Consider the following 23,481-nt stretch of genomic DNA (forward strand, 5'->3'; position numbering starts at 1 on the left):
AACAGCGGAGACTCGCCTCATGTCTGACATGGGGGCGTTCCGTGAAGCGGTCATCGCGTGGGTGGCGGGAGGCCCCGGCGACCTCGCGCGCGAGCTGGCCGAGCGCCTGCCCGTACGGGCGGTCGTCCTGCTCGAAGGGCCGAGCGACGTCGCCGCGGTCGACGCGCTCGCCGCGAGCCGCGGCCGGGACCTGGCGGCCGAAGGCGTCTGTGTCCTGGCCATCGGCGGCGCGATGAGCGTGGGGCGCTTCGCCCGGCTCCTCGGCCCCTCCGGACTCGGCCTCAGGCTCACCGGGCTGTGCGACGAGGCCGAGCGGGGCTACTACGTCCGCGGCTGGGAGCGGGCCAGCGCGGCGCCGCGGGACTTCTTCGTCTGCGCGGCGGACCTGGAGGACGAGCTCATCCGCGCCCTGGGCGTGCCGCGCGTCGAGGAGCTGGTCCGGGCGGAGGGCGACCTGCGCGCCCTGGAGACCTTCCTGCGCCAGCCCGCGCAGCGGGACCGCACCGCGCACCAGCAGTTGCGCCGCTTCTTCGGCACGAAGAAGGGCCGCAAGATCCGCTACGGCCGCGTCCTGGTCGAGGGACTCGCGCCCGACCGCGTGCCCGCCCCGCTCGACGGGCTGCTGGCCGGCCTCTGACCGGCCGGGTCGGCCAGGCGGAACCACCCGGCCGACCGGCCCAAGGCGGCCGCGCCGGAAACACCCGGCATACCGAAGGTGGCCGGAACCTCGCCCGTCGTGCGGCAGGAGTGTCGAAGTTGTGGACGGGTAGCGCTTCCTCCGACGGAATCACCGACCATACTGGTCATGCCCTGACCACCCACAGAACGAGTCCATGGCCGAGAACAGCACCTCCGCGACCACCGCCCCCGACACCGCGTGGCTGGGGCGCGGGCGCCACCTCGGGCCCGAACCCGAGCAGGACGTCCGGCGCAACCTGATCGCCCTCAAGGCGGCCGGGGTGCTCGACGACTTCCTGGACCTCGACCCCGCCGACGCCGCCCGCTCCAGTGTCCTGCACCCGCGGGACGGGGCCGCCGACCCCGGCCCTTCGGCCCGCCGCCTCTTCGAGGCCCGCTGGCACGTGGCCGACGACGTCACGGTGCGCGCGCAGCTGACGACGTACGACCTCGAGGGCCGCCGCAAGGACGGCGAGGGCGTCGTCTGGGTCCTCGCCGCCGAGGCGGACCACGTGTGGGACGCGCACTGGCCCTCGCCCGCCACCATGTTCTGGCCCGACAGCGACCGCGTCGCCTGGGACCACGACACGGTGGGGGAGCTGCGCCTGCGGACGACCAACCACCTGCCGAAGGACGACGACGAACTGCGCCGCAGGCTGCGGGACAGCATCCGGCAGAGCTGGTTCATCCATGTCGTCGTGCACGAGGCGATGACGCCCGACGCGACGGGGCAGCAGCCCGTCTCGGCGTTCCTGCCGCCGGGCCTGCGGCACCGGGTGGTCGAGCACCGGGGCACGCCGGAGCAGGCACAGATCGCCGACTTCGCGATGAAGCGCGAACTGAGCGTCCGGATGCCGCGCGGCGGCGCCGTCATCCTGCCCGTGGAGCCGCGGAGCCCGGACTACGACGCGGAGCGCTTCACCGTGCGCAGCGTCTTCCTCGACGGCTCGGAGCCCACGGAACTCCTCGACAAGATCGCGGAGTTCGCCGCGCTGCCCCGGCCGCTGCCGGACGAGGCCGAGCGGGCCCTGACCCGGCTGCGCCAGGGCTGGCACCTGCTCACCCCGGACGAGGAGCTGGCCCACGCCCAGCACATGGTCACCAAGTACGCCGAGGCGCTCGACGCCATGACGAAGTCGCGCGACCTGTACCGGGAGGCGGCCGAGGCGGCTCAGGCCGCGCTGGCCGACGCGTCCGGCCCCGGCGCGCCCCTGCTGTCCGGATCGGGCCCCGCCAAGGCGGAAGGCTCACCGCTGAGCGCCCTCACGCGGGCGTTCGGCCGCTTCCGCAGGGACCCCGACAAGGACCGGGGCAAGGACCGGGACGAGGTGCCGAGCACGGAGCCGGCCGAGGGGCGGGGCACGGGCCCGGCCCCTGACGAGCACCCCGGCACGTAGCGCCGCGCCGACGGCATCGGCGAGGCATCCACCGCGAGTCGGCAACCGCGACCGGCGCCCCGCCGTCCGTCAGGTGCGACCCGCCACGACGTCCCGCAGGCGGGCGAGGTCCCGTTCGCTGACGCCGGGCGGCCGCACGACGGCGTACCACCTGTCGACGTACGCGGCCCGGTACCGGGGGCCGTGGCCGTCGGGCACGCTACGGGTGCCCTGTTCGCCACCGTGACTGCCCGGTCCAGGCACGCGTGTCAGCCGCCGCGGCGGTCCGGCGGGACGCGCACGACCGCGAGGGACACCGCCGCCGCGGCGAGGCCGAGGACCGCGCCGGCCGCGACGTCGCCGGGGTAGTGCACGCCCGTGTGGACGCGGGAGTAGCCGACGGCGACCGCGAGCGCCCCGAGCGGCACGGCCGCCGCGGGCAGGACGACGCCCACGGCGGTGGCGAAGGCGGCCGCCGACGCCGTGTGGCCGGAGGGGAAGGACGCCGACTGAGGCATCGGCACGTGCCGGTCCACGACGACGCGGGCCTGTTCCCGGTCGGGCCGTCTCCGGCGGACCATGCGCTTGCCGAACAGGTTCGCCGCCACCGAGGCGAGCGCGACCGCTCCGGTCCCGGCCAGCGCCGCACGCCGGGGTCGTCCCGGCACGAGGGCCAGGCCCGCAGCGACGGCGAACGAGATCTTCGAGTGGTCGGCCGCGTGGGACAGGCGCCGCAGCGCCCGGTCGAGCGTGGGCGTGGGGGTGGCGGCCACGGCGGCGTACAGCGCCCCGTCGATCGCGCGCAGGTCCCCGAGCACGGCTGCCGCCGTCGACCGGGGCCGGTCCGTGACAGTGTCCTCGTCAGCCATGGGTCTCCCGTCCGGAGGTCCGCCCCGGCCCGCCGAACGCGAGGTCGAGGAGCCGCCGCCAGTTCACCGGCGGCGCGGGCACCACGACGCCCGGGCGGTCGCGCGGCACCAGGACCCGCAGCGCGCCGGGGCGCAGCGTGCACACCACCGGCGTGGGCATGCGCAGCGCCTCGCCGTCCACCGCCACGGGGATCTCGGCGGCGTCGGAGGTCACCTCGACCCGCCGCGCGGTCATGACCGTGAGGCCCGTGGACTGCGACCCGCGCACGGCCAGGTCAGCGGCCTGGGCCGCGCCCTCGACGCGCAGGGCGAGGACTCCCAGCTCGCCGCTGTCGAGCCGTGGCCGTCGGCCGCCGACGCCGAGGTCGTCGGGCGAGCCGTACGGGTTGTTGCTGACGAGCAGCGCCTGCTGGGCCGCGAGCGCGGTGGTGTCCGCCCGGGCGTCGAGCCGTCGCACCCCCTCGCCGACCAGCAGGTCCGGCATGAGGCTCAGGGCCGTGCCCGCCTTGTCGTCGCGGTACTCCGGCCGCTGTACGACGTCCGCGTACACGCCGAAGGAGACCGTGTTGACGAAGGCGCGGCCCGCCACGTCACCGAGGTCGACCCGGACCTCCTCGCCGTCGGTCAGGGCGTCGAGGCACCGCGTCGGGTCGGCCCGGTCGAGGCCGAGGTCCATGGCGAAGTGGTTGCGGGTACCGGCACAGACCACGAGGAACGGCAGGCCGTGCTCGGCGGCGACCGCCGCGACCAGCGCCTGGGTGCCGTCGCCGCCCGCGACGCCGAGCAGGTCCGCGCCGTCGGCCACGGCCCGGCGGGCCAGTTCGGCGACGTCGGCCGGGGCGGACGGGTCGAGCAGGAGCACGCGCGCGCCGAGCTCCTGCGCCCGCTCCGCGAGGCCGAAGCGGCCGACCTTTCCGCCGCCGGACTCGGGGTTCATGATGAGCACCGGCTGCCGGGGCCTTGGTGCTGCGACCGCCCGTCGCGGCCGCGCCGGGACCGCCTCGCGCAGCGCCGCCCGGGCGCAGAGCAGCGTCGCGCCCCAGCACAGGATCAGGACGAGCGCGGCCAGCCACAGGCCGTCGTACGCGAAGTACACGAGGACCGCGACGGGCGCGGCGACCGCGACGAGTGCCCCGGACAGGCGCACCACGCCGCGGTGCGCGAGGAACCACCACAGCCCGGCGGCACAGAGGACGAGACCCAGCAGCCCGGCCCCGAGGATCAGCAGACCGCCCTCCCGCAACACGAGGACGAGGACCGCCAAGGTGCCGAGCGCGGCGAGCACGGCCAGGCGGGCGAGGAGCCGCGCGGCGGCGCCGCTGCCGGAGCCCGTCATCCGCGCCCTGCCCGTGGCCGCCCTCGCATGCCGTGCTCCGCCCTCCGCCGCCTGGTCCGGGCCACCATCCTGCGGACTCCGGGGGCGGGGAGCACCTCGGCCGGGCCGTGCGGGTGAGGCGGGTCCAGGCGCGTCCCGACGCCGCCGGGGCGTACCGGGCCGACTCAGGCGGTCGGGGCGGGCGCGGTCTTCTTCCGCGCGCGGTAGGCAGCGGCCTTGATCTTGTTGCCGCAGGACTCCATGCCGCACCACTGGCGCCGCATGCCACGGGAGCGGTCGACGTAGACGCGGGTGCACTCCGGGTTGCCGCACTCCTTCAGGAGCGGGACGTCGGGGCCGCTGAGCAGTTCGACGGCGTGGCGGGCGACGGTGGCGAGGGCCTGGGCGGGGGTCGCCTCGTTGTGCCGGCCGGACAGGGAGAGCTGGGGCGTGACCGGGGTGGCGCGGGCGGCGCCGTTGAGCACGGCGAGGGCCTCGCGGTCGAACTCCTCGCCGAGGCGGCGGTTGGTGATGAGCCGGTAGACGGCCTCGCGGAGGGCGATCGCCGCCCGGACGTCCTCCTCGTGGCCGGGTGTGATCGTGTCCACGAGCCCGGACTCCAGATACCAGGCGTTGAGGCGCTCCGGCGTCACGAACATCTCGAACCGCACCGAGCGCCGAGCACGGAGCGTGGCCGCGAAGTCGAGCGCCGGATGCCCGCAGACGAAGACGTGGTCCAGATTCACATCACCATCCTGGCAGGTGACTGTCGAGGGACGCAAGAATCGCCACCGCGCCGGGCCGCCCGCTCACCGCTCGTGGTCGCGCTCCAGGTGGATCGTGCGGCCCGGCCACCGGCGGCGCAGCCAGCGGTCGTGGCTCGCGAGGACGACGGCGCCCGGGCCGCCGCCCAGGGCCTCCTCCAGTTCGTCGCACAGGCGCGGGGAGAGGTGGTTGGTGGGCTCGTCCAGGAGCAGCAGCTCGGGCGGGCGGGCCACCAGCAGGGCGAGCGCGAGCCGCCGCCGCTGCCCCACGGACAGCTGCCCGACGGGTTTGTCCAGGTCGCCCGCGTGCAGCAGGCCGAGCGAGCCGAGGGGCACCTGCTCGGCCCGCGCCGGGCCCAGCGACCGCGCGTAGGTGGCACGCGCCGTGCGCTCGGGCCGGTGGAACACGGTGTCCTGGTCGAGCAGGCCCACCGACACCTGACGCCGTGCGCGGACGACGCCCTCGGCGGTGAGGCGTCCGGCGAGCACGGCGAGGAGCGTCGACTTGCCCGCTCCGTTGTCGCCCGTGACCAGCAGCCGGTCGGTCGGTGACACCTCCAGAGCGGTCGGCGCGAGCCGGCCCGGGATCCGTGCGTTCCGCAGGGCGACCAGGGGCCGGTGCTCGTCCTCGGTCACCGCGGCGAGCACCCCGGCCGCGAACCGCAGGGGGGCGGGCGGCTCGGCGACCCGGTCGCGCTCCAACTCCGCGAGGCGCCGTGCGGCGTTGCGTACGCGGCGGGAGACCTGGTGCTGCACGCGTCCGGCCCGGTGGCCGTAGCCCATCTTCTCGTTGTCGCGCGGCCCCCGGTCCGGCGCGACGCGGTGCGCGGTCACCTGCGCCGCGCGCCGCAGCTCCGTCAACTCCTCCTGTTCTTCGGCGTACCGCCGCTCCCAGCGCCGCCGCTCGGCGCGCTTCTCGTCCACGTACGCGGTGTAGGCGCCGCCGTAGCGCACCGGGCCCGCCACCGCCGGGTCGAGGTCGATGAGGTCGGTGCAGACGGCGTCGAGGAACGCCCGGTCGTGGCTGGCGAACACCACGGCTCCGGGCAGCGCGCGGAGCTGCTCCTCCAGGAAGGCGGCGGCGCCGTCGTCGAGGTGGTTGGTCGGCTCGTCGAGGAGCAGCGCCGACGGCCGCCGGACGAGCAGCGCGGCCAGGGCGAGCCTGCCGCGCTGCCCGCCGGACAGCGATCCGAGCGTGCGGTCGTGGTCGAGCGCGCCGAGGCCGAGGCCGTCGAGGACCAGGGCCGCGCGGCGGTCGGCGTCCCAGGACTCGCGGTCCTGGGCCTGTTCGAGGAGCCTGCCGTAGGCGCCGAGGAGCTCCTGGTGGCCGGGGGCGTCCTCGGGGACGCGGGCGAGTTCGTCGCCGAGCCGGGCGAGCTCGGCGAGGTCGGCGCGGGCCTCGCGGAGCGCGTCGGCGAGGACCGCGGCGACGGTCGCGTCCGTGGCGAAGGGCATCTCCTGGTGCAGGAAGCCCAGGTCGTCGGGGCGCGTGACGGTTCCGGCGTCGGGGCGGTCCGTGCCCGCGAGGAGCCGCAGGAGGGTGGACTTGCCGACGCCGTTCTCCCCGATGAGGCCGATGCGGTGGCCGGGCGACGCGGTGAGACCGACGCCGTCAAGGACGCGTCGGCCGCCGAGGACGCGGACGAGGTCATGGGCGAGCAAGGCGTGCTGGGAGTGCTGGGCGTGCTGGGACACAGGGATCCGCTCCACGTGGTCGGTGGCGGTGGTCGGCCCGCGGGGCGCACGGCCTCGGCGCGGGCCACTGCACGCGCCGGCCTCACATCGCGGGTGCCCCGGTCTCCTTGAGGCGTCCGTCGGCGAGCCGCAGCCAGCGGTCCACGCCGATCTCGGTGAGGAACCGCTCGTCGTGGCTGATCACGATGAAGGCGCCCTGGTAGGAGTTGAGGGCGCCCTCCAGCTGGGCCGCGCTGACGAGGTCGAGGTTGTTGGTGGGTTCGTCGAGCAGGAGGAGCTGGGGGGCGGGGTCGGCGCACAGGACGCAGGCCAGCGTGGCGCGCAGCCGCTCCCCGCCGGAGAGGACCCCGACGGGCAGGTGGGCCCGCGGCCCGCGGAAGAGGAAGCGGGCGAGCAGGTTCATCCGCTCCGCCTCGGGCCGTTCGGGGGCGAACGCGGCGAAGTTCTCCGCCACGGTACGGTCCACGTCCAGCAGGTCGAGGCGCTGCGAGAGATACGCGATCCGCCCGTCGTTCCGCTTGATCTCACCGCTGTCCGGGGCGAGTTCGCCGGTGACCAGACGCAACAGGGTGGTCTTGCCCGCGCCGTTGGGCCCGGTCAGGGCGATGCGCTCGGGGCCGCGGACGGTGAGGTCGACGCCGCCGTCGGCGAAGACGGCCGTGCCGTCGTGGTGGACCTGCATCCCCTCGCCGAGGAAGAGGTTGCGTCCTGCGGGCACGTGGGTGTCGGGCAGTTCGAGGGTGATGCGCTGTTCGTCGCGCAGCGCGCGCCCGGCCTCGTCGAGCCGGGACTTGGCCTCGCTGACCCGGGCGGCGTGCATCTGCCCGGCGCGGCCCGCGGACTCCTGGGCGCCGCGCTTCATATTGCCCGCGAAGATGCGGGGCAGGCCCGCGTTCTTGAGGTTGCGGGCGGCGTTGCTCTGGCGGCGTTCGGCGCGTTCGCGGGCCTGTTGCAGCTCGCGCTTCTCGCGCTTTAGCTCCTGCTCCGCGTTGCGGACGTTCTTCTCGGCGACTTCCTGCTCGGCCCGTACGGCCTCCTCGTACGCGGTGAAGTTGCCGCCGTGGAAGCGCAGTTCGTCGCTGCCGAGCTCCGCGACGCGTTCCATGCGGTCGAGCAGTGCGCGGTCGTGGCTGACCAGGAGCAGACAGCCGGTGAAGTCCGACAGGGCGTCGTAGAGCTTGTGCCGGGCTTCCGAGTCGAGGTTGTTGGTCGGCTCGTCGAGGAGCAGGACGTCGGGGCGCCTGAGCAGTTGGGCGGCGAGGCCGAGGGAGACGACCTGGCCGCCGCTGAGCGTGCTCAGGGTGCGGTCCAGGGCGAGCGAGGCCAGGCCGAGACGGTCGAGCTGGGCGCGGGTGCGCTCCTCGATGTCCCAGTCGTCGCCGATGGTGGTGAAGTGCTCCTCGCTCACGTCACCGGACTCCACGGCGTCGAGGGCACGGATCACCGCGGCGACGCCGAGCACCTCGGCGACCGTGAGGTCACCGGTCAGGGGGAGGCTCTGCGGGAGGTAGCCGAGCGTGCCGCCGACCGACAACGAGCCGGTTGCGGGCGTGAGTTCACCGGCGATCAGCTTGAGCAGGGTGCTCTTGCCGGAGCCGTTGGGGGCGACCAGGCCGGTGCGGCCGGTGGCCACGGTGAAGGACAGGTCGTGGAAGACGGGGGTGTCGTCGGGCCAGGCGAAGGAGACGTTCGAGCAGACGACAGCGGCGTCGGACATGGAGGTGACCTCGGAGGCTTGAGGGCAGACAGAGCTCTGCCCTGGGCAGGTGGGGGAAAAGGGGTACGACGAAGGGGCCTCGGTACGGGCGCTCGTACAGCGCCGTCCGACGGCCGGTCACATCCGGGTCTCACCCGGAGATGTCGTCGTCACCTGCCACGACTGCCACTCCTAGTTCGATGGGTCCACGTCGCGCACACAGTAGCAGGCGTGTTCGCCGACGTGCGTCGGGCGGCGGCCGCATCCGTCGCGTTCGCGTCGCGCCCGTGGTGCGGGCCTTGGCCGGGCCGCCGGTCCGGAGTGACGTCGACCCGCCACTCTTGCCGTCACCGGTCTAACCGGTGATACCGTCAGTGGCATCCGGACCCCATGACGGCGCACTCGCGCCCACCTCTTTCCTTGACGGGACGATCCATGAGACGACTTCTGACGGTCTTGGCCGCCGGTGCCCCGCTGGCCGCGTCCGTGTACCTGCCCACCGCGACGGCGGCCGGCCACGACAGCTCCGGCCCGGCGAGGGCTGCCTGCGTCGCGCCGTCCCTGAAGGCTCCGGCCGGTGCCGAGGTGGAGTCCGTGACGGCGGTCCGCCGACCGGGCGGCACCGTCCACGGGAGCGGAATCCTGGGCGGCACGGTCACCGGCGTCCCCGCCTACTGCGAGGTGACGGTCACTCTCACCCACCCGGGCGCCCACGACCGCGCCACGGTGCGGACCTGGCTGCCCGAGGACGGCTGGAACGGCCGCTTCCAGGGGCTCGGCGGCAGCGCGTACGCGGCGGGGGACAACGGCGTCGGCCTGGCCACCGCGGTGAAGAACGGCTACGCGGCGACCACCACCGACGCAGGAGTCGGTGACGTCCTCGACGTCGGCTGGGGGCTGCGCGGCGACGGGCGGGTCAACACCGCGCTGCTGACGAACTTCGCCTCCCGCTCCCAGCACGAGGCGGCGGTCCTCGGCAAGCAGGCCGTCGCCGGGGCCTATGGCAGACGTGCCTCCTTCGCCTACTTCAACGGCTGCTCCACCGGCGGACGCCAGGGTCATATGGAGGCCCAGCGCCACCCCGACGACTACGACGGCATCCTCGCGAACGCGCCCGCCGTCAGCTGGGACGAGTTCGAGGTGGCCACCCTGTGGCCGCAGGTGGTCATGAACAACGAGCGGACCTACCCGTCCTCCTGCGCGTTCAAGGCCTTCACCGACGCCGCCGTCAAGGCCTGCGACCCGCTCGACGGAGTCAGGGACGGCCTGGTCAACGACGCGGCCCGGTGCGACTTCGACCCGCGCCGCCTGATCGGCACAGACGTGCTGTGCGACGGCGGGAAGCACACGATCACGGCGGCCGAAGCGGCCGTGGTCCGCAAGGTCTGGGACGGCCCGCGCACCCCCTCGGGCGAGAAGCTGTGGTCCGGCGTCCCGGTCGGCGCCGACCTGACGGGCCTGGCCCGCGTCACCGAGCCCGACGCGCACGGCGACGTCAAGGGTGAGCCGTTCCCCGTGCCGCGGTTCTGGGTCGCGACCTGGCTGGAGAAGCAGCCGTCGTTCGACGTCGCGACGATCACCTACGAGCGGTTCGCCCGGCTGTTCCGGCAGTCGCAGGCCGAGTACGGCAAGGTCATCGGCACCGACGACCCCGACCTCTCGGCCTTCCGCAAGTCCGGTGGAAAGCTCCTGAGTTGGCACGGCCAGGCCGACGAGTACATCCCCACACAGGGCACGGTCGACTACCGCCGGCAGGTCGAGCGGACGATGGGCGGCGCCCGGCGCGTCGACGACTTCTACCGGCTCTTCCTCGCCCCGGGCACGGTGCACTGCGGCCTCAACAGGGGCAGGGGCACCACCGACGACCTCGGCGCGCTGCGGGCCTGGGTCGAGCGCGGCAAGGCCCCCGCGGTCCTGCCCGCCACCCTCGTCGACGCCCGGGGGCGCAGCGTCACCCGCGACCTGTGCGGCTACCCGCGCGTCTCCCGCTACCGGGGCCACGGCGACCCTGCCGACGCCGCCAGCTTCCGCTGCGAGCGGCGCTGACCGCCTCACCTTCCCTCCGCCATGACATCCATGGCACGGCACGACACGTCATGAACCGCATGACACGACATGAATGGAGAGCCACGATGATCGATCGACGCCGCCTCTTACGCACGAGCGGTGCCGCCGCGGCGGGCGCCCTCGGCGCTGCCGCTCCGTCGGCCGGCGCCTCGGCCGCGGAGCCCGCCCGAGGCCCGTCCCCGCGCCCCGGCGGGGACCCGGATCCGACCGGGGGCGTCACCCGTACGCTCCTCCAGGAGCACCCCTCGCCCGCGAAGGGGTGGGAGACCGTACAGACACTCGTACGGATTCCGCGGCACAAGGAGTCGGGGCGGCACAGTCACCCCGGTGTCGAGGTCGGCTACATCATCCGCGGTGACGTGCTGATGGAGTTCGACGACAGGCCGCCGCTCCGCCTGCGCACGGGTGACCCGTTCTTCATCCCGGAAGGGGTCGTCCACAACGCCCGCAACGTGGGCAAGGTGACGACGATGATGCTCTCCACCTACGTCGTCGACGAGACGAAGCCCCTGGTGACCACCTACTAGAGCCCGGCCGGGCGCATCCGTGCACCGGATGCGCCCGGTGGCGTCCCCGTCAGGGCGTGCCGATGCCGTGGAGCAGGGTGTCGACGACGACGTCCGCCGCCTGACCGGCACTCAGGTCGGGCAGGTGCCGTGACACCAGGTGCATGAGCTGGGGCAGGAGGACGCTCGCCCAGCCCTCGGGCCTGTCGCGGCGCAGGAGGCCGTCGTCGGTGGCCCGCTGGAGGAAGGCGTCGACCTCGTGCACGGACGCGTCCCTGCGCCGGCGGACGGCGTCGTCGGTGAGCATGCGGGCCAGGTCCACGGGCCAGGTGCGGTTGACGGCGATGACGTTCTCGACGTAGCGGTGCAGGGCGACGGCGACGGGCGCTTCGCGCAGCCGGGCGTCCTCGATGGCCTGCTCGACGGCGGTGAGGCGGGCGTCGTGGATGGCGGCCAGGAGGTCCTCGCGGGAGGCGAAGCGCCGGTAGACCGTACGCCGGTCCACGCCCGCCTCGGCGGCGATGCTCGCGATGCTGGCACCGGGGTCGGTGGCGAGCATGCGGGCCCCGGTGGTCAGGACGGCTTCCAGGTTGCGTGCTGCGTCGGCTCTCACCGCACGGAGTCTAGCCGTGAAGTGGGGCGTCTGAGCTGCCTAACGCCACAGTGGTGTGCAGCTTGACGGCAGAGCCGCCGCACCGGCGGAGCCGTCCCACCGGCAGGGTTCAGAGGTGGTCGGCGTCAACGACCGCCTGGGCGAAGGCGGTGGGCGCTTCCTGCGGCAGGTTGTGCCCGACGTCCGCGATCGTGCGGTGCTCGTAGGGCCCCGTGAAGTGATGGCGGTAGGCCGAACCGTCGCCGGGCGGGGTGAAGGGGTCGAGGGCCGCGTCGAGGGTGACGGTGGGCACGTGGAGGGAGGGCTGGGCGGCGAGGAGCTTCTCGTAGCGGTCGTAGCGGGGCTCGCCCTCGACGAGGCCGATGCGCCACCGGTAGTTGTACAGGACGACGGCGGCGTAGTCCGGGTTGCGGAAGGCGTGGGCCGTGCGGGCGAAAGTGGCGTCGTCGAAGCGCCAGTTGGGGGAGACGAGGGTCCACACGTAGCGGCAGAGGGCGATGCGGTCGTCCACGTCCTCCATCGTCTTCTTGCCGCGTTCGGTGGCGAAGTACCACTGGTACCACCAGGTGTGCTCCACGGCCGGGGCGGCGGGCTCCCGCTGCGCCTTGACGTCGGTGATGAGGTAACCGCCCGTGGAGACGAGGGCCTTGACGCGTTCGGGCCACAGGGCGGCGATGATGTCGGCGGTGCGCGAGCCCCAGTCGAAACCGGCGAGGACCGCTCGGGGAATCTTGAGCGCGTCCATCAGGGCGACGACGTCGAGGGCGACGGCGGACTGCTCGGCGGTGCGGGGTGTGCGCCGGGAGAGGAAGCGGGTGCTGCCGTGCCCGCGCAGATAGGGAACGATCACGCGATAGCCCATCCCGGCGAGCAGCGGTGCCACGTCGACGAAGCTGTGGATGTCGTAGGGCCACCCGTGCAGACACAGGACGACCGGCCCGTGAGCCGGTCCCGCCTCGGCGTAAGCGACGTCGAGGACACCCGCCTTGACGTGCTTCAGCGTGGCGAATGCGGTGTGGGTGCCGGGGGTGACGACGGGCACGGCGGGCGTGGGGCCGCCGTGCGGCCGGGGTGAGGCGGAATCGGCAGACGCCGCAGAGGCCCGCGTGTGCGGGCCGGACAGCGAGACGGCCGCGGCGCCGGTGCCCAGGGCAGCGGCCTTGCTGAAGGTGCGCCTGTTGATCATCTGAAGCCCTTCTTCGTGTGTGCGGGTGTCGGGGCGACACTCGCAGATGGTGTGTCACCGGTCAAGGGGGTGACGAATGGCGCCGCGTTGACCGGGCGGTGGGTGATGTCCAACGCCCTGTGATGGCCTCGCGACCGAGGCGGTTAATAGATAGAACTGCTACATTGATGTGACAGTTAATGAGCACTCAAGAACGAACCGAGATCACGGAAGAGGGGAAGCGCATGATCGCCTACGGTCGGCTCTTCATCGGAGGCTCCTGGGTCGAGCCGAGCGACCCGCGGTTGCTCGACATCGCCTCGCCGCACGACCGGACGGTGATCGGCCGCGCCGCGCAGGCGCGACCGGCGGACGTCGACCGGGCGGTGTCCGCGGCGCGGGAGTCCTTCGAGGCGGGCACATGGCGGCTGACTCCTCCGGTCGAACGGATCGCGCGCCTGCGGCAGTTCAACGCGCTGCGCGAGGAGGCCGCGGAGGAGATCGCCCGTCTGATCTCCGTGGAGACCGGTTCGGCGGGATGGTTCACCCGCGCCGGACAGACGGGCCTGACCCGGCAGGCGAACGCCTATCTGAAGGCTGCGGAGGACTTCGCCTGGGAGGAGACGCTTGCCCCGTCCGACCCGGCGTCCCCCCTGCGCAGTGTGGTGCGCCGCGAGCCGGTCGGCGTCGTGGCCGCGGTCATCCCGTGGAACTCGCCCTTCTCCTCGGCCACTTCGAAGGTCGTCCCCGCCTTGCTCGCCGGAAACTCCGTGGTCCTCAAGGTCTCCCCGGAGAACTCGCTGAGCATGGGCGTCCTGGCCGAACTCCTGGAACGGGCGGGCCTGCCCGAAGGGGTCATCAGCGTCCTGCCCGCGGACCGGGAGACCAGCGAGTACTTGGTGTCGCACGCGGAGGTGGACAAGATCGCCTTCACCGGTTCGACGCGGGCCGGTCGTCGCATCGCCTCGATCGCGGGCGAACAGCTCAAGCGGGTCAGCCTGGAGCTCGGCGGCAAGTCCGCCGCGATCATCCTCCCCGACGCCGACATCCAGAAGGCCGTGGCGGGCGTCAGGTTCGCCTCCCTGCTCAACAACGGCGAGTCGTGCATCGCCCACACCCGGATCCTGGCTCCGCGCAGCCGGTACGAGGAGGTCGTGGCCGGGCTCAAGGGGCTGGTGGAGTCGCTGAAGGTCGGCGACCCGGGCGACTCCGACACGTTCATCGGCCCGATGATCCGCCCCGACCAGCAGCAGCGCGTCCGCGACTACGTCCGACTCGGCATCGAGGAGGGCGCCCGCCTGGTCACTGGCGGCCCGCAGGTCCCCGTCGGCCTGGAGCGGGGCAACTACGTCACCCCCACCGTCTTCGCCGACGTCGACAACTCCATGCGCATCGCCCGGGAGGAGATCTTCGGCCCGGTCCTCGTCGTCATCGCCTACGACGACGAGGACGACGCCGTCCGCATCGCCAACGACTCGGAGTACGGCCTGTCCGGCGGCGTCTGGTCCTCCGACGAGGAGCACGCCCTGGCGGTGGCCCGCCGCGTCCGCACCGGCACCGTCACGGTCAACGGCGCCTCCGTCGGCTTCGACGGCCCGTTCGGCGGCTTCAAGGCGAGTGGTGTCGGCCGCGAGTTCGGCACGGTCGGGCTCGGTACGTACACCGAGTACAAGACCATCACTGTGTGATCCGCGCTACGGCAAGGCCGCGGCTGCGGGTGTCGACCGAGGTCGCTGTCCGCCGGTTCGGCGCGACGTTCTCCCGGCTTGGTGAAAAGGCTGACGCCGAGCGGCGTCACTGGTTAAGGTGGTGACGTTTGAAGGGTGTGTTGACGCGCTGTCCGCACACCCCCGGCACCCCTGTCGAACGCGAGGAAGCGACATGATCAGTAGGCGAGGACCGGCCCGGGCCGTGACCGCTGCGGCGCCCGCGCCCGGGCGGGCCGCGGACGGCCTGGGGCCGGTGCGCCACACCCGTACCGACGTACTGGACATCGCCTACCACGACGTCGGACCGGCCCGGGGCGAGCCGGTGATCCTCCTGCACGGTTGGCCGTTCAGCCCCGTCGGCTCCTACGCCGAGGTCGCGCCCGCGCTGGCCCGGCGCGGCCACCGCTGCTACGTCCCCTATCTGCGCGGCCACGGACGGACCCGCTTCCTGCGCGAGGACACCGTCCGCTCCGGCCAGCAGGCGGCGCTCGGCGCGGACCTCATCGCCTTCATGGACGCCCTGGGCATCCCCCGGGCCCTGTTCGCGGGCTACGACTGGGGCGGCCGGGCCGCTGACGTCGCCGCGGCCCTGTGGCCCGAGCGCTGCACCGCCCTCGTCTCCGTGAACGGCTACCTCGTCCAGAACCTCGCCGCCGCCCAAGAGCCCCTGGCCCCCGCGCGGGAGGAGGCCTACTGGTACTTCTTCTACTTCCTCACCGAGCGCGGCCGGACGGGGCTCCAGGGCAACCGCGAGGACCTGGCCCGCGTCGTCTGGCGCCGCAACTCGCCCCAATGGCGCTTCACCGAAGCGGAGTTCGCGGAGGCGGCGCGGCTGTGGACCAACCCCGACTACGTCGACGTGGTGATCCACAGCTACCGACACCGCCTGGCGGCCGCACCCGGAGACCGCCGGTACGCCGCGCTGGAGCGGAGGCTGCTGGGCCAGCCGAAGATCACCGTTCCCGCAGTCACGCTCGACGGCCAGGCCGACGGCGCCGTCCCGCCGACCGACGGCAGCGGGTACGCCGCCCACTTCTCCGGCCCCTGGACCCACCACGTCGTGCCGGGCGCGGGCCACAACCTCCCCCAGGAACAACCCGGGGCCTTCACCGACGCCGTCCTCGAAGCCGCCACCCTGACCTGACGGGGGGGGCTCGGTGCCACTCGCCGCCGTGCGGTGTGTGAGGGTGAGCCCGTTGAGCCGGCTGTTCGGGTGAGGTACGGGGGAGCTGTGAGCGAAGTGCTCTATGGCGAGCGTTCGTGGAATCCGCTGGCGCGGACGGTGGAGCTGTCCGAGGACGGGCTGCGGCGAGGGGGCAGGACCACGCCGCTGAGCGAGCTGAACCTCGGCGCGATGGCCGAGGCGTTCCTGCGGGGATCCTGGCTCGGCGGCGGCGGGGCGGAACGGCCGCTGGAGCGCTTCGCGGAGGGGCCCGGCGTCGTCCCGGTGACCCGCGTGACCGGCACGGCCACACCGCTGAAGGTACGGCAGGCCTTCGCGTTCGCCTGCAAGCTGGGGGAGTTGGCCGTGGGGCAGTGCGGCGGCCCCGACCAGGTGGCCGCCCTCGCGGCCCGGGCGCGTGCCGAGGACGTACCGCTGTGGATGGCGCGGCGGTCCGCGCCGGGGCCCCTCGGGCCGGTCGCCGTGGCCGTGGACCGGCGCCTGGTGCGCGTGGACGTGTGGGGGCCGCAGGCTCCTGTCGTACGGATCCGGGCTCCGTACGGTTTCTTCCGCGATGCCCCCGAACCGTCCCAGGGCCTGCGGCTGACGGTCGGCGACGTGACCGCCGAGCTCACCCTGAAGAAGAAGCTGCGCAAGTCCAAGAGCTGGGTGGAGGTGCGGCTGCCCGGCCAGGCGTGGACGCTGCGGCGGGAGAACGCGACGAGTTCGTGGCTGCTGCGCGACGAGCGCCGGGTCGCCCTGCTGGCACGGCCCCCGCGCCGACCGGTCCTGGAGCCGGGCACGGTGCTGCTGCCGCTGGCTCCGGTGCGGTACGAGAGCGCCGATCCGCTGGACGCCGTCATGGCGCACGTCTTCGCCACGGCCTTCGGGCTCGGCGACACGACGGGCTCGGCACGGTTCCGGGCGGAACGACGCCCGTCGGACGGGGGCGAACCGATCGTCCTCGACGAGGACTGGGATCGCCCCTGGTTCAGCAACCTGGGCCGGGGCAGCGACGACAACGAGTCCGGCGGCGGGGACGGCTGGGGCTCGGACGGCGGCGACGGCGGGGACGGTGGCGGGGGTGACGGCGGAGGCGACGGCGGTGGCGGTGGCGACGGAGGCGGAGGCGGAGGTGACTAGCCTCCGGCTCCCTGACCGCCCCTGGCAGAGGCGCACCGAGGTCTGGCCGAAATGTGCGTGGACAATGCACGGTTCCTGATCGTCGGAGAGCGCGTACGCGAAGGGCGGGCCCGGTACGGGGCGAGTGCGCCGGTGGTGGTCGCCGAAAGGCGTGGCAGCGCGGCGCCCAGCCGCACGGCGGTCAGGTCCCGAGGGCGGTCCGGCGACGGTTTGACGGGCGTCACCCAGGTACGATTCAGGCCAGCGCACGCCGTGGGGGCGACGACGGGGACGACCCGTGAGGACGACGACGGGGACGGCGACGTGCCGAGCCCCGACGGGAAGACGGGGGCGGCCCGTCGCGCGGCATGCGCGCCTGAAGGCGTCAATGGGGTGGGGCGGAAGATGGTCACGGGGGAGACCGGGCTGCGCTTCGTGCTGCTCGGCCGGCTGCGGGCGTGGCGCGGCGACAGGGAGCTGGAGCTCGGCTCCCCGCAGCAGCAGGCCTTCCTCGCGGTGCTGCTGCTGCGCCAGGAGCGGGCCGCCTCGGTGGGCGACGTGGTGGAGGCACTGTGGGGCGGGAATCCGCCACCCCGCGCCGTGGGGGCCCTGCGGACGTACGCCTCGCGGCTGCGCAAACTCCTCGAACCTGAGCGGGCCGCGGGCGAGTCCCCCCGGGTCCTGGTCTCCGTCCCCGACGGCTACGCGCTGCACGTGCCGCGCGAGGCCGTGGACCTCGCCCGGTTCGAGGACCACGTCACCGCGGCGGGCCGGGCCCGTGCGGCCGGGCAGCTCGCGGAGGCCCGCGCCCGGCTGCGCCTCGCGCTGGAACCCTGGCGGGACGACCCCCTGGCGGGCGTCCCCGGCGCGGCCATGGACGCGCACCGCGCCCGGCTCGCCGACCAGCGCCTGACGGCCCTCGAAGCCCGTCTGGAACTCGACCTGGAACTGGACGGCCCGCAGCCGGTCCTCGCGGAACTCGCTCGCCTGGCCGCGCGCCACCCCTTCCGGGAACGGCTGCGCGCCCTCCAGATGCAGGCCCTGCACCGCGACGGCCGGTCCGCCGAAGCGCTCGCCCTCTACGACGAGACCCGTCTGCTGCTGAGCGAGGAACTCGGGCTCGAACCCGGCCACGACCTCGCCCAGGCGCGCGATCTGCTCACGACACCGAAGGCCACCGGCAGCACCGGAGCACCGGAGCAGGGCGCACCGCCGCTGCCCGCCCAGCTCCCGGGCGACCTCGCCGACTTCACCGGGCGCGCCACGCTCGTGGCGGACCTGTGCGCGTTGCTGACGTCCGACCGGCCCGGGGCCGCCCCCATGGTGGCCGTCTCCGGAGCGGGCGGGGTGGGCAAGAGCGCCCTCGCCGTGCACGTCGCGCACCTGGTACGGAAGTCCTTCCCGCACGGACAGCTCTACATGGACCTCCAAGGCGTCGGCGGCCACCCGGCCGACCCGGCCGCCGTACTGGGCTCGTTCCTGCGTGCCCTTGGCGTGGACGACGCCGAGATACCCCACGGCCTCGCGGAACGCTCCGCGCTGTTCCGCGCCCGCCTCGACGGCCGCCGCGTCCTCGTCCTCCTCGACAACGCCCACGGCCCCGAGCAGGTGCGGCCCTTCCTGCCCGTGCTGCCCCGGTGCGCCGTCCTGGTCACCAGCCGCGCCAAGCTCGCGGGGCCCGCGTCCGCGCGCCTGGTCGACCTCGACGTCATGACCCCGGACGAGGCGCTCGACCTGCTGGGCAAGGCCTTGGGCCCGGCCCGCGTCGCCGCCGAGGCGGACGACGCCGCCCGGCTGGTGTCGGCCTGCGGCCACCTTCCGCTGGCGGTACGGATCGTGGCGGCCCGCCTCGCCACGCGCCCCGCGTGGCCGCTCGGCGCGCTGCACGCCCGGCTCGCCGACGAGCGGCACCGCCTGGCCGAACTGCGCGTCGCCGACCTGACCGTCGAGGCCGCCTTCGCCCTCGGCCACGCCCAGCTCCGGCCGGACCAGCAGCGCGCCTTCCGGCTGCTGGCCCTGCCCGACGGCCCGCACGTCTCGTCCGCCGCCGCGGCCGCCGTCCTCGGCCTGCCGGAGGCGGAGGCCGAGGCGCTGTGCGAGTCCCTGGTCGACGTCAGCCTGCTGGAGTCGCCCACGCCCGGCCGCTACCGCTACCACGACCTGCTCCGCCTCTACGCGCGTGGACGCGCCGGCGCGGAGGAGCATCCGGAGGAACAGGCCGCCGGTCTGCGCCGCCTCCTCGACTTCCTGGTGTCCACCGTGCGGGCCTCGCACCCCGACGCCCTGCGCAGGGCCGAGCGCCTGGGGGTGACCGCTACGGTCCCCGGCCTGTCGTTCGCCACGGCCAGGGCCGCCGGTGCCTGGCTCGCCGAGGAGGCGCCGTGCCTGTTCGCGGCCGTGCGCCAAGCGGCCGAAGGCCCCGCCCACGCCGTCGCCCCGGCGGCCGACCTGCTGCTCATGATGGAGGAGCTCCTCGAACGCGGGGGCCCCGGGCCGGAGTTCGAGCAGGCCGCCCACGCGGTGATCTCCGCGGCGCTCCGCCTGGGCGACCGGCGCAGCGCCGGACGCGCCTACCTGGCCCTCGGCCACGGCTACTACTACGCGGCCCGCCTTCCCGAACTGGTCGAGGTCTGCCGCCGGGCGGTGGCGGCGAGCCGCGCGGCCGACGACGCGCTCGTCATGGCCGACGCCATGGTGCTCCTCGCCCGCTGCTCGTACCACCTGCGCCGCTACGACGAGACCCGTGCCCTCCTCACCGAGGCGTCGGAGGTCTTCCGGGCGCACGCCGACCGGTTCGGCGAGGCGAACGTCCTCGGAGTGCGCTGCCGGGTGCGCCAGTCGGCGGGCGAGACGGACCGGGCGGTCGCGGACGCCGAGCGGGCCCTGGCGGTCCACCAGGGTCTGAGCGGCGGCCACCGGGTGGGGTTCGCCCTGTACGAACTGGGCGTCGTCCTCGACACCGCCGGGCGGACCGCCGAGGCCGCCGCACGCCTCACCGAGGCGCTGGCCCTCTTCGGCGACCGCCGCAACCGGCTGTGGGAGGGGCTCGCCCTCTTCCGCTTCGCGGAGAACCGGCTCGCCACCGGCCGTGCCGAGGAGGCCGCGCGGCTTGCCCGGACCGCGGCCACGACGCTGGAGGAGGTCAGGAACGACTGGGGCCGCGCCCACGCGCTGGCCGTGCTCGGCTCCGCCCTCGTCCGGCTCGGGGACCACGACGGCGCCCGGGCCCACCGGCGCGCCGCGTACGAGATCTGTGCCCGCCTGAGCATGCCGGAGGCCGACGACCTGCTGGCCCTGCTCGGCGACGGGCCCGGGAGCCGGGACGGGTGCGAACCGGGACCGGTCTCCCGAACGGGGGAAGCGGCACGTCTCTCCCCGGCGGGACCGGCCGACTCACCTCCCGTGCCGAACCCGCCACAGCGGAACCGGCGCCACGGGTGATCCCCCTGCGGTGACCTCGCGCCCCTCAAGCCCTGACCGCACGGTCCTCAAGCCGTTTCCGCACGCCCCCAAGCCGTGACCTCACGCCCCCCAAGCCCCTCTCGTCACATGGCCCCTCACGTCAAAGGCCGTCACCCCACATGGCCCGCACGCCACCTGGTCCTGACGTCATTTGGAGACATCCCATGCCCCCCACCGCCCCGCCAGGCCGCTCCTCCGACGGCGCATCCGGTCGAGCCGCCCACCGCTTCACCGTTCTCGGCCCCCTTCGTGTCCATGACGGCTCGGCCGAGGTGTCCGTCGGCGCGCCCCAGCTGCAGGCGGTGCTCGCGGTACTGCTGCTCCGGGCGCGTACCCCCGTGTCCGCCTGGGAGCTGATCGCCGGGGCCTGGGGCGACGAGGCCCCGCCCGGCGTGCTGGCGTCGTTGCGTACGCACGTCTTCACCCTGCGCCGACTCCTGGAGCCCGACCGGGCACCCCGCGCCGCCGCGCGCACGCTGCGGACGACGGGCGACGGCTACACCCTGCACGTCGCCCCGGAGGACGTCGACCTGACGGTCTTCGAGCTCCGTACGGCCGAGGCGCGGCGGGCCCGGGCCGCCGGCCGGCTGGAACAGGCGCGGTCCCTGTTCGTCTCCGCCCTCGACCTGTGGCAGGGCAGGCCGCTCGCCGGTGTGCCCGGCCCCTTCGCCGAGGCCCAGCGCACCCGCCTCGAGGAGCTGCGCCTGACGGCGGTCGAGGCCCGCTGGGAGGCCGAGATCGCCTGCGGCGGGAGCGACCACGCGATCGGCCCGCTGCGCGGGCTGGCCGCCGAACACCCCTGGCGCGAGCGCGTCCACGAGCTGCTGATGACGGCGTTGCACCACGCCGGACGGCAGGCCGACGCACTCGCCGTCCACGCGCAGATCCGCCGCGCGCTCGCCGAGGAGCTGGGCATCCGCCCGGGCCCCGGCCTGGACCAGCTCCAGCAGCGGATCCTCACCGAAGGACCCGGGGAGCAGGCGGGCGCCGCGGCCGGGCTCCGGGGCCCGGACCGGTCCCACGGCCCGGCTCAACTGCCTCAGGACGTCGCCGACTTCACGGGCCGCAGCGACGAGGCCGACCGGCTGTGCGCCGCGCTGGAGAAGGACGGGATCGTCTCCCTCAGCTCCATCAGCGGCATGGGCGGCATCGGCAAGACCGCCCTGGCCGTGCACGTGGCCCGGCGCATGCGCCACCGCTTCCCGGACGGGCAGCTCTACGCGGACCTGCGGGGAACCGACCCCCGGCCCGCGGAGCCCATGGAGGTCCTCGGCCGCTTCCTGTGCGTACTCGGCGTCCGCGCGGGTCACCTCCCGATGCTGCCCGGGGAGCGGGCCGCCCTCTACCGCTCCATGCTCGCCACCCGGCAGGTGCTCGTCGTCCTCGACAACGCCCGCGACCCGGCCCAGGTCCGCGACCTGCTGCCCGGCACGCCCGGCAGCGCGGTGCTGCTCACCAGCCGCTCCCGGCTCGTCGGCCTGACCGGGGCCACCCTGGTGGACCTGCGGCCCATGGACCGGGCGGAGGCCCTGGAGCTGCTGACCCGGATCGTCGGCGAGCAGAGCGTGTCCGCCGAGCCGGAGGCCGCCGCCGAGGTGCTCGACGCCTGCGGCCATCTGCCGCTCGCCATCCGCGTCGTGGCCTCCCGCCTGGTCGCCCGGCCGGACCACACGCTCGCGGAGACCGCCGTGCTCCTCGCGGACGAGCGGCGCCGCCTCGGCGCGCTGCGAGCGGAGGACACCGCCGTCGAGACGACCTTCCGGCTCGGCATGGAACTCCTCGACGCCGAACACCTCCGCGCCTTCCGGCTCCTCGCCCTGCCCGAGGTGCCCGAACTGGGCGTGTCCGCCGCCGCGGCGCTGCTCGCCCGGCCGGAGCGGGAGGCGGAGGAGCTGTGCGAGGCGCTGGTCGACCTGAGCCTCCTCGAGTCGGTCGCGCCCGGCCGCTACCGCTACCACGACCTGCTCCGGCTCTTCGCCCGCCAGACCGCGTGCGCCGAAGTGCCGGACCGCGAGCGGACCGCCGCGCTCACCCGCCTCCTCGAGTTCTGCCTGGCCACCGCCCTCGGCGCCCACCGGGCCTCGCTGCCCGACGACGTGTTCCCCGGGCACGCGGCCGCGCTGCGCTACGAGGGCCCGGCCTTCGGCAGCCCGCAGGCGGCCGCCGCCTGGCTGCTCGACGAGCAGACGTCGCTCCTGGGGCTCATCGAGCAGGCCGCGGGCGACGCCTCCCTGTCGCTGACGGTCTGCGCGGACCTGCTGCTCGCCGCGGACCCGCTCGGCCGCCTCGGCGCGCAGCCCTACGGCATCGAACGCGCCGCCCGGACCCTGGCCGAGGCCGCGCGCGCCGCCGGTCACCGCACCGCGGAAGCGCGCGCCCTGTACATGCTCGGCAGCTCCGTGCAGCACCGCTTCGCCATGCGGCTCGGCGCCCCCACCCTCGACCGGGCCATCGAGCTGTGCCGACAGGCCGGGGACCGGACGCTGCTCGCCCTAGTCCTGATCACCCGGGGCGGAGGCGCCCTTGCCCTGCGCGACTTCACCACCGCGCACGCGTTGCTGACCGAGGCGCTCGCCCATGGCAGGGCCGTGGCCAGCCGAGGCATCGAGGCGTACGCGCTCGGCTTCCTCGGCCTGGCCCTGCTGGCCACCGGCCGGGCCGAGGAGGGCCTGGCGCACTGCCGCGAGGCCGTCGCCGTCACCTCGGCGACCGGGGATGTCGCGGGCCGCGCCAACGCGCTGCACAACCTCGGCCAGGTCTGCCTGCGCACCGGGCGCACGGCCGAGGCCTTCGACAGCCTGCACGAGAGCCTGCGCCTGTGGCGCGAGACGGGCTCGCGCTTCCGCGAGGGCCTCCTGCTCGGCGCGATCGCCCAGGCCCACAACCTCTCGGGGCGGCCCGCGGAAGCCGCCGAACACGCCGCTCGGGCCCGGGACATCGCCGAGGCGCGCGGCGACGCGGGCATCGTCGCCCGCGCCCTCGCCCAACTCGGCCACGCCCACCGGGCCCAGGGCGACACCGACCGCGCCCAGGAGAACTACCGCCGCGCGCACACCGTCTTCCGTGAACTCGGCCTGCCCGACGCGGACGACATCGAGCGGCTCCTCGGGGAGCTGTGAGCCACCGGGCCCCGGCCGGGGCGGGCCGAACAGTCCCGGCCCCCGGCGGGGCCCTGGCCGCGTCGCCGACCCCGGCGCCCGGGTCCCGCGACGCCCTGAGCGGCCGTCCGGAGCGGGTGCCGCCGCGCGTGGGCGAGTCCGTCTGCGGTGGTGACGTGGACAC

17 protein-coding genes are annotated in these 23,481 nt (G+C 74.5%); 9 read left to right on the forward strand and 8 right to left on the reverse strand.

Annotated elements, in window-relative coordinates:
- Positions 1-19 precede the first annotated feature (19 nt).
- Positions 20-637 carry a TOPRIM nucleotidyl transferase/hydrolase domain-containing protein gene (locus MQV74_RS36100; RefSeq protein ID WP_242727480.1) on the forward strand — a complete coding sequence of 206 codons (618 nt, stop codon included), beginning with the start codon at positions 20-22 and terminating at the stop codon, positions 635-637.
- A gap of 196 nt (positions 638-833) precedes the next feature.
- Positions 834-2,075 carry a hypothetical protein gene (locus MQV74_RS36105; RefSeq protein WP_242727482.1) on the forward strand — a complete coding sequence of 414 codons (1,242 nt, stop codon included), beginning with the start codon at positions 834-836 and terminating at the stop codon, positions 2,073-2,075.
- Between the two features lie 69 nt (positions 2,076-2,144).
- Here the strand turns inward: MQV74_RS36105 and MQV74_RS40970 are convergent, their stop codons facing one another.
- The 6 genes from MQV74_RS40970 to abc-f form a co-directional block, all read right to left on the reverse strand.
- Entirely contained in the window at positions 2,145-2,273 is a 129-nt protein-coding gene (locus MQV74_RS40970) for a hypothetical protein (RefSeq protein ID WP_278194293.1), read from the reverse strand.
- 50 nt (positions 2,274-2,323) lie between these two features.
- Positions 2,324-2,923 (reverse strand): phosphatase PAP2 family protein, encoded by a 600-nt coding sequence (locus MQV74_RS36110; RefSeq protein WP_242727491.1) that lies wholly within the window; start codon positions 2,921-2,923, stop codon positions 2,324-2,326.
- On the reverse strand, positions 2,916-4,259 hold the full coding sequence (locus MQV74_RS36115; protein ID WP_242727493.1) for a diacylglycerol/lipid kinase family protein: 1,344 nt from the start codon (positions 4,257-4,259) through the stop codon (positions 2,916-2,918). The genes MQV74_RS36110 and MQV74_RS36115 overlap by 8 nt, the downstream gene beginning before the upstream one ends.
- A 164-nt stretch (positions 4,260-4,423) precedes the next feature.
- Positions 4,424-4,984: a CGNR zinc finger domain-containing protein gene (locus MQV74_RS36120; RefSeq protein WP_242727495.1), complete on the reverse strand. Its 561-nt coding sequence runs from the start codon at positions 4,982-4,984 to the stop codon at positions 4,424-4,426.
- Between the two features lie 63 nt (positions 4,985-5,047).
- Complete coding sequence (locus MQV74_RS36125) at positions 5,048-6,703, reverse strand: ABC-F family ATP-binding cassette domain-containing protein (protein WP_374120817.1); 1,656 nt, start codon at positions 6,701-6,703, stop codon at positions 5,048-5,050.
- A 76-nt stretch (positions 6,704-6,779) separates the two neighbouring features.
- Positions 6,780-8,414 carry a ribosomal protection-like ABC-F family protein gene (gene abc-f / locus MQV74_RS36130; RefSeq protein ID WP_242727499.1) on the reverse strand — a complete coding sequence of 545 codons (1,635 nt, stop codon included), beginning with the start codon at positions 8,412-8,414 and terminating at the stop codon, positions 6,780-6,782.
- Between the two features lie 414 nt (positions 8,415-8,828).
- On the opposite strand from abc-f, the gene MQV74_RS36135 reads away from it, so the two are divergent.
- On the forward strand, positions 8,829-10,439 hold the full coding sequence (locus MQV74_RS36135) for a tannase/feruloyl esterase family alpha/beta hydrolase (RefSeq protein WP_242727501.1): 1,611 nt from the start codon (positions 8,829-8,831) through the stop codon (positions 10,437-10,439).
- A gap of 86 nt (positions 10,440-10,525) precedes the next feature.
- Entirely contained in the window at positions 10,526-10,987 is a 462-nt protein-coding gene (locus MQV74_RS36140; protein WP_242727503.1) for a cupin domain-containing protein, read from the forward strand.
- 49 nt (positions 10,988-11,036) lie between these two features.
- Here MQV74_RS36140 and MQV74_RS36145 read toward each other — a convergent pair whose 3' ends face one another.
- Positions 11,037-11,525 carry a TetR/AcrR family transcriptional regulator gene (locus MQV74_RS36145; protein WP_242729315.1) on the reverse strand — a complete coding sequence of 163 codons (489 nt, stop codon included), beginning with the start codon at positions 11,523-11,525 and terminating at the stop codon, positions 11,037-11,039.
- Positions 11,526-11,688: 163 nt separating this feature from the next.
- Positions 11,689-12,765: an alpha/beta fold hydrolase gene (locus tag MQV74_RS36150; RefSeq protein WP_242727505.1), complete on the reverse strand. Its 1,077-nt coding sequence runs from the start codon at positions 12,763-12,765 to the stop codon at positions 11,689-11,691.
- A gap of 224 nt (positions 12,766-12,989) precedes the next feature.
- On the opposite strand from MQV74_RS36150, the gene MQV74_RS36155 reads away from it, so the two are divergent.
- The 5 genes from MQV74_RS36155 to MQV74_RS36175 all read left to right on the forward strand — a co-directional run bounded on the left by MQV74_RS36155 (position 12,990) and on the right by MQV74_RS36175 (position 23,318).
- Positions 12,990-14,432 (forward strand): aldehyde dehydrogenase, encoded by a 1,443-nt coding sequence (locus tag MQV74_RS36155; RefSeq protein WP_242727507.1) that lies wholly within the window; start codon positions 12,990-12,992, stop codon positions 14,430-14,432.
- Between the two features lie 193 nt (positions 14,433-14,625).
- On the forward strand, positions 14,626-15,597 hold the full coding sequence (locus tag MQV74_RS36160) for an alpha/beta fold hydrolase (RefSeq protein WP_242727510.1): 972 nt from the start codon (positions 14,626-14,628) through the stop codon (positions 15,595-15,597).
- 87 nt (positions 15,598-15,684) lie between these two features.
- Positions 15,685-16,758, forward strand: a complete 1,074-nt coding sequence (locus tag MQV74_RS36165; RefSeq protein ID WP_242727512.1) for a hypothetical protein — start codon at positions 15,685-15,687, stop codon at positions 16,756-16,758.
- Between the two features lie 384 nt (positions 16,759-17,142).
- Positions 17,143-20,178 (forward strand): AfsR/SARP family transcriptional regulator, encoded by a 3,036-nt coding sequence (locus tag MQV74_RS36170; protein WP_242727514.1) that lies wholly within the window; start codon positions 17,143-17,145, stop codon positions 20,176-20,178.
- Between the two features lie 185 nt (positions 20,179-20,363).
- On the forward strand, positions 20,364-23,318 hold the full coding sequence (locus tag MQV74_RS36175; protein ID WP_242727516.1) for an AfsR/SARP family transcriptional regulator: 2,955 nt from the start codon (positions 20,364-20,366) through the stop codon (positions 23,316-23,318).
- The last annotated feature ends 163 nt before the right edge of the window (positions 23,319-23,481 follow it).

The organism is Streptomyces sp. AN091965 (assembly GCF_022698285.1).
In the GTDB taxonomy this organism is placed as follows: Bacteria; Actinomycetota; Actinomycetes; order Streptomycetales; family Streptomycetaceae; genus Streptomyces.

Bases quoted from the DNA above. Each gene is read 5' to 3' on its own strand.
- MQV74_RS36110 (WP_242727491.1), bottom strand. From the start codon at position 2,923: ATGGCTGACGAGGACACTGTCACGGACCGGCCCCGGTCGACGGCGGCA.
- MQV74_RS36150 (WP_242727505.1), bottom strand. From the start codon at position 12,765: ATGATCAACAGGCGCACCTTCAGCAAGGCCGCTGCCCTGGGCACCGGC.
- MQV74_RS36100 (WP_242727480.1), top strand. From the start codon at position 20: ATGTCTGACATGGGGGCGTTCCGTGAAGCGGTCATCGCGTGGGTGGCG.
- MQV74_RS36170 (WP_242727514.1), top strand. From the start codon at position 17,143: ATGGTCACGGGGGAGACCGGGCTGCGCTTCGTGCTGCTCGGCCGGCTG.
- abc-f (WP_242727499.1), bottom strand. From the start codon at position 8,414: ATGTCCGACGCCGCTGTCGTCTGCTCGAACGTCTCCTTCGCCTGGCCC.
- MQV74_RS36155 (WP_242727507.1), top strand. From the start codon at position 12,990: ATGATCGCCTACGGTCGGCTCTTCATCGGAGGCTCCTGGGTCGAGCCG.
- MQV74_RS36160 (WP_242727510.1), top strand. From the start codon at position 14,626: ATGATCAGTAGGCGAGGACCGGCCCGGGCCGTGACCGCTGCGGCGCCC.
- MQV74_RS36115 (WP_242727493.1), bottom strand. From the start codon at position 4,259: ATGACGGGCTCCGGCAGCGGCGCCGCCGCGCGGCTCCTCGCCCGCCTG.
- MQV74_RS36105 (WP_242727482.1), top strand. From the start codon at position 834: ATGGCCGAGAACAGCACCTCCGCGACCACCGCCCCCGACACCGCGTGG.
- MQV74_RS36140 (WP_242727503.1), top strand. From the start codon at position 10,526: ATGATCGATCGACGCCGCCTCTTACGCACGAGCGGTGCCGCCGCGGCG.
- MQV74_RS36145 (WP_242729315.1), bottom strand. From the start codon at position 11,525: ATGCTCGCCACCGACCCCGGTGCCAGCATCGCGAGCATCGCCGCCGAG.
- MQV74_RS36135 (WP_242727501.1), top strand. From the start codon at position 8,829: ATGAGACGACTTCTGACGGTCTTGGCCGCCGGTGCCCCGCTGGCCGCG.
- MQV74_RS36175 (WP_242727516.1), top strand. From the start codon at position 20,364: ATGCCCCCCACCGCCCCGCCAGGCCGCTCCTCCGACGGCGCATCCGGT.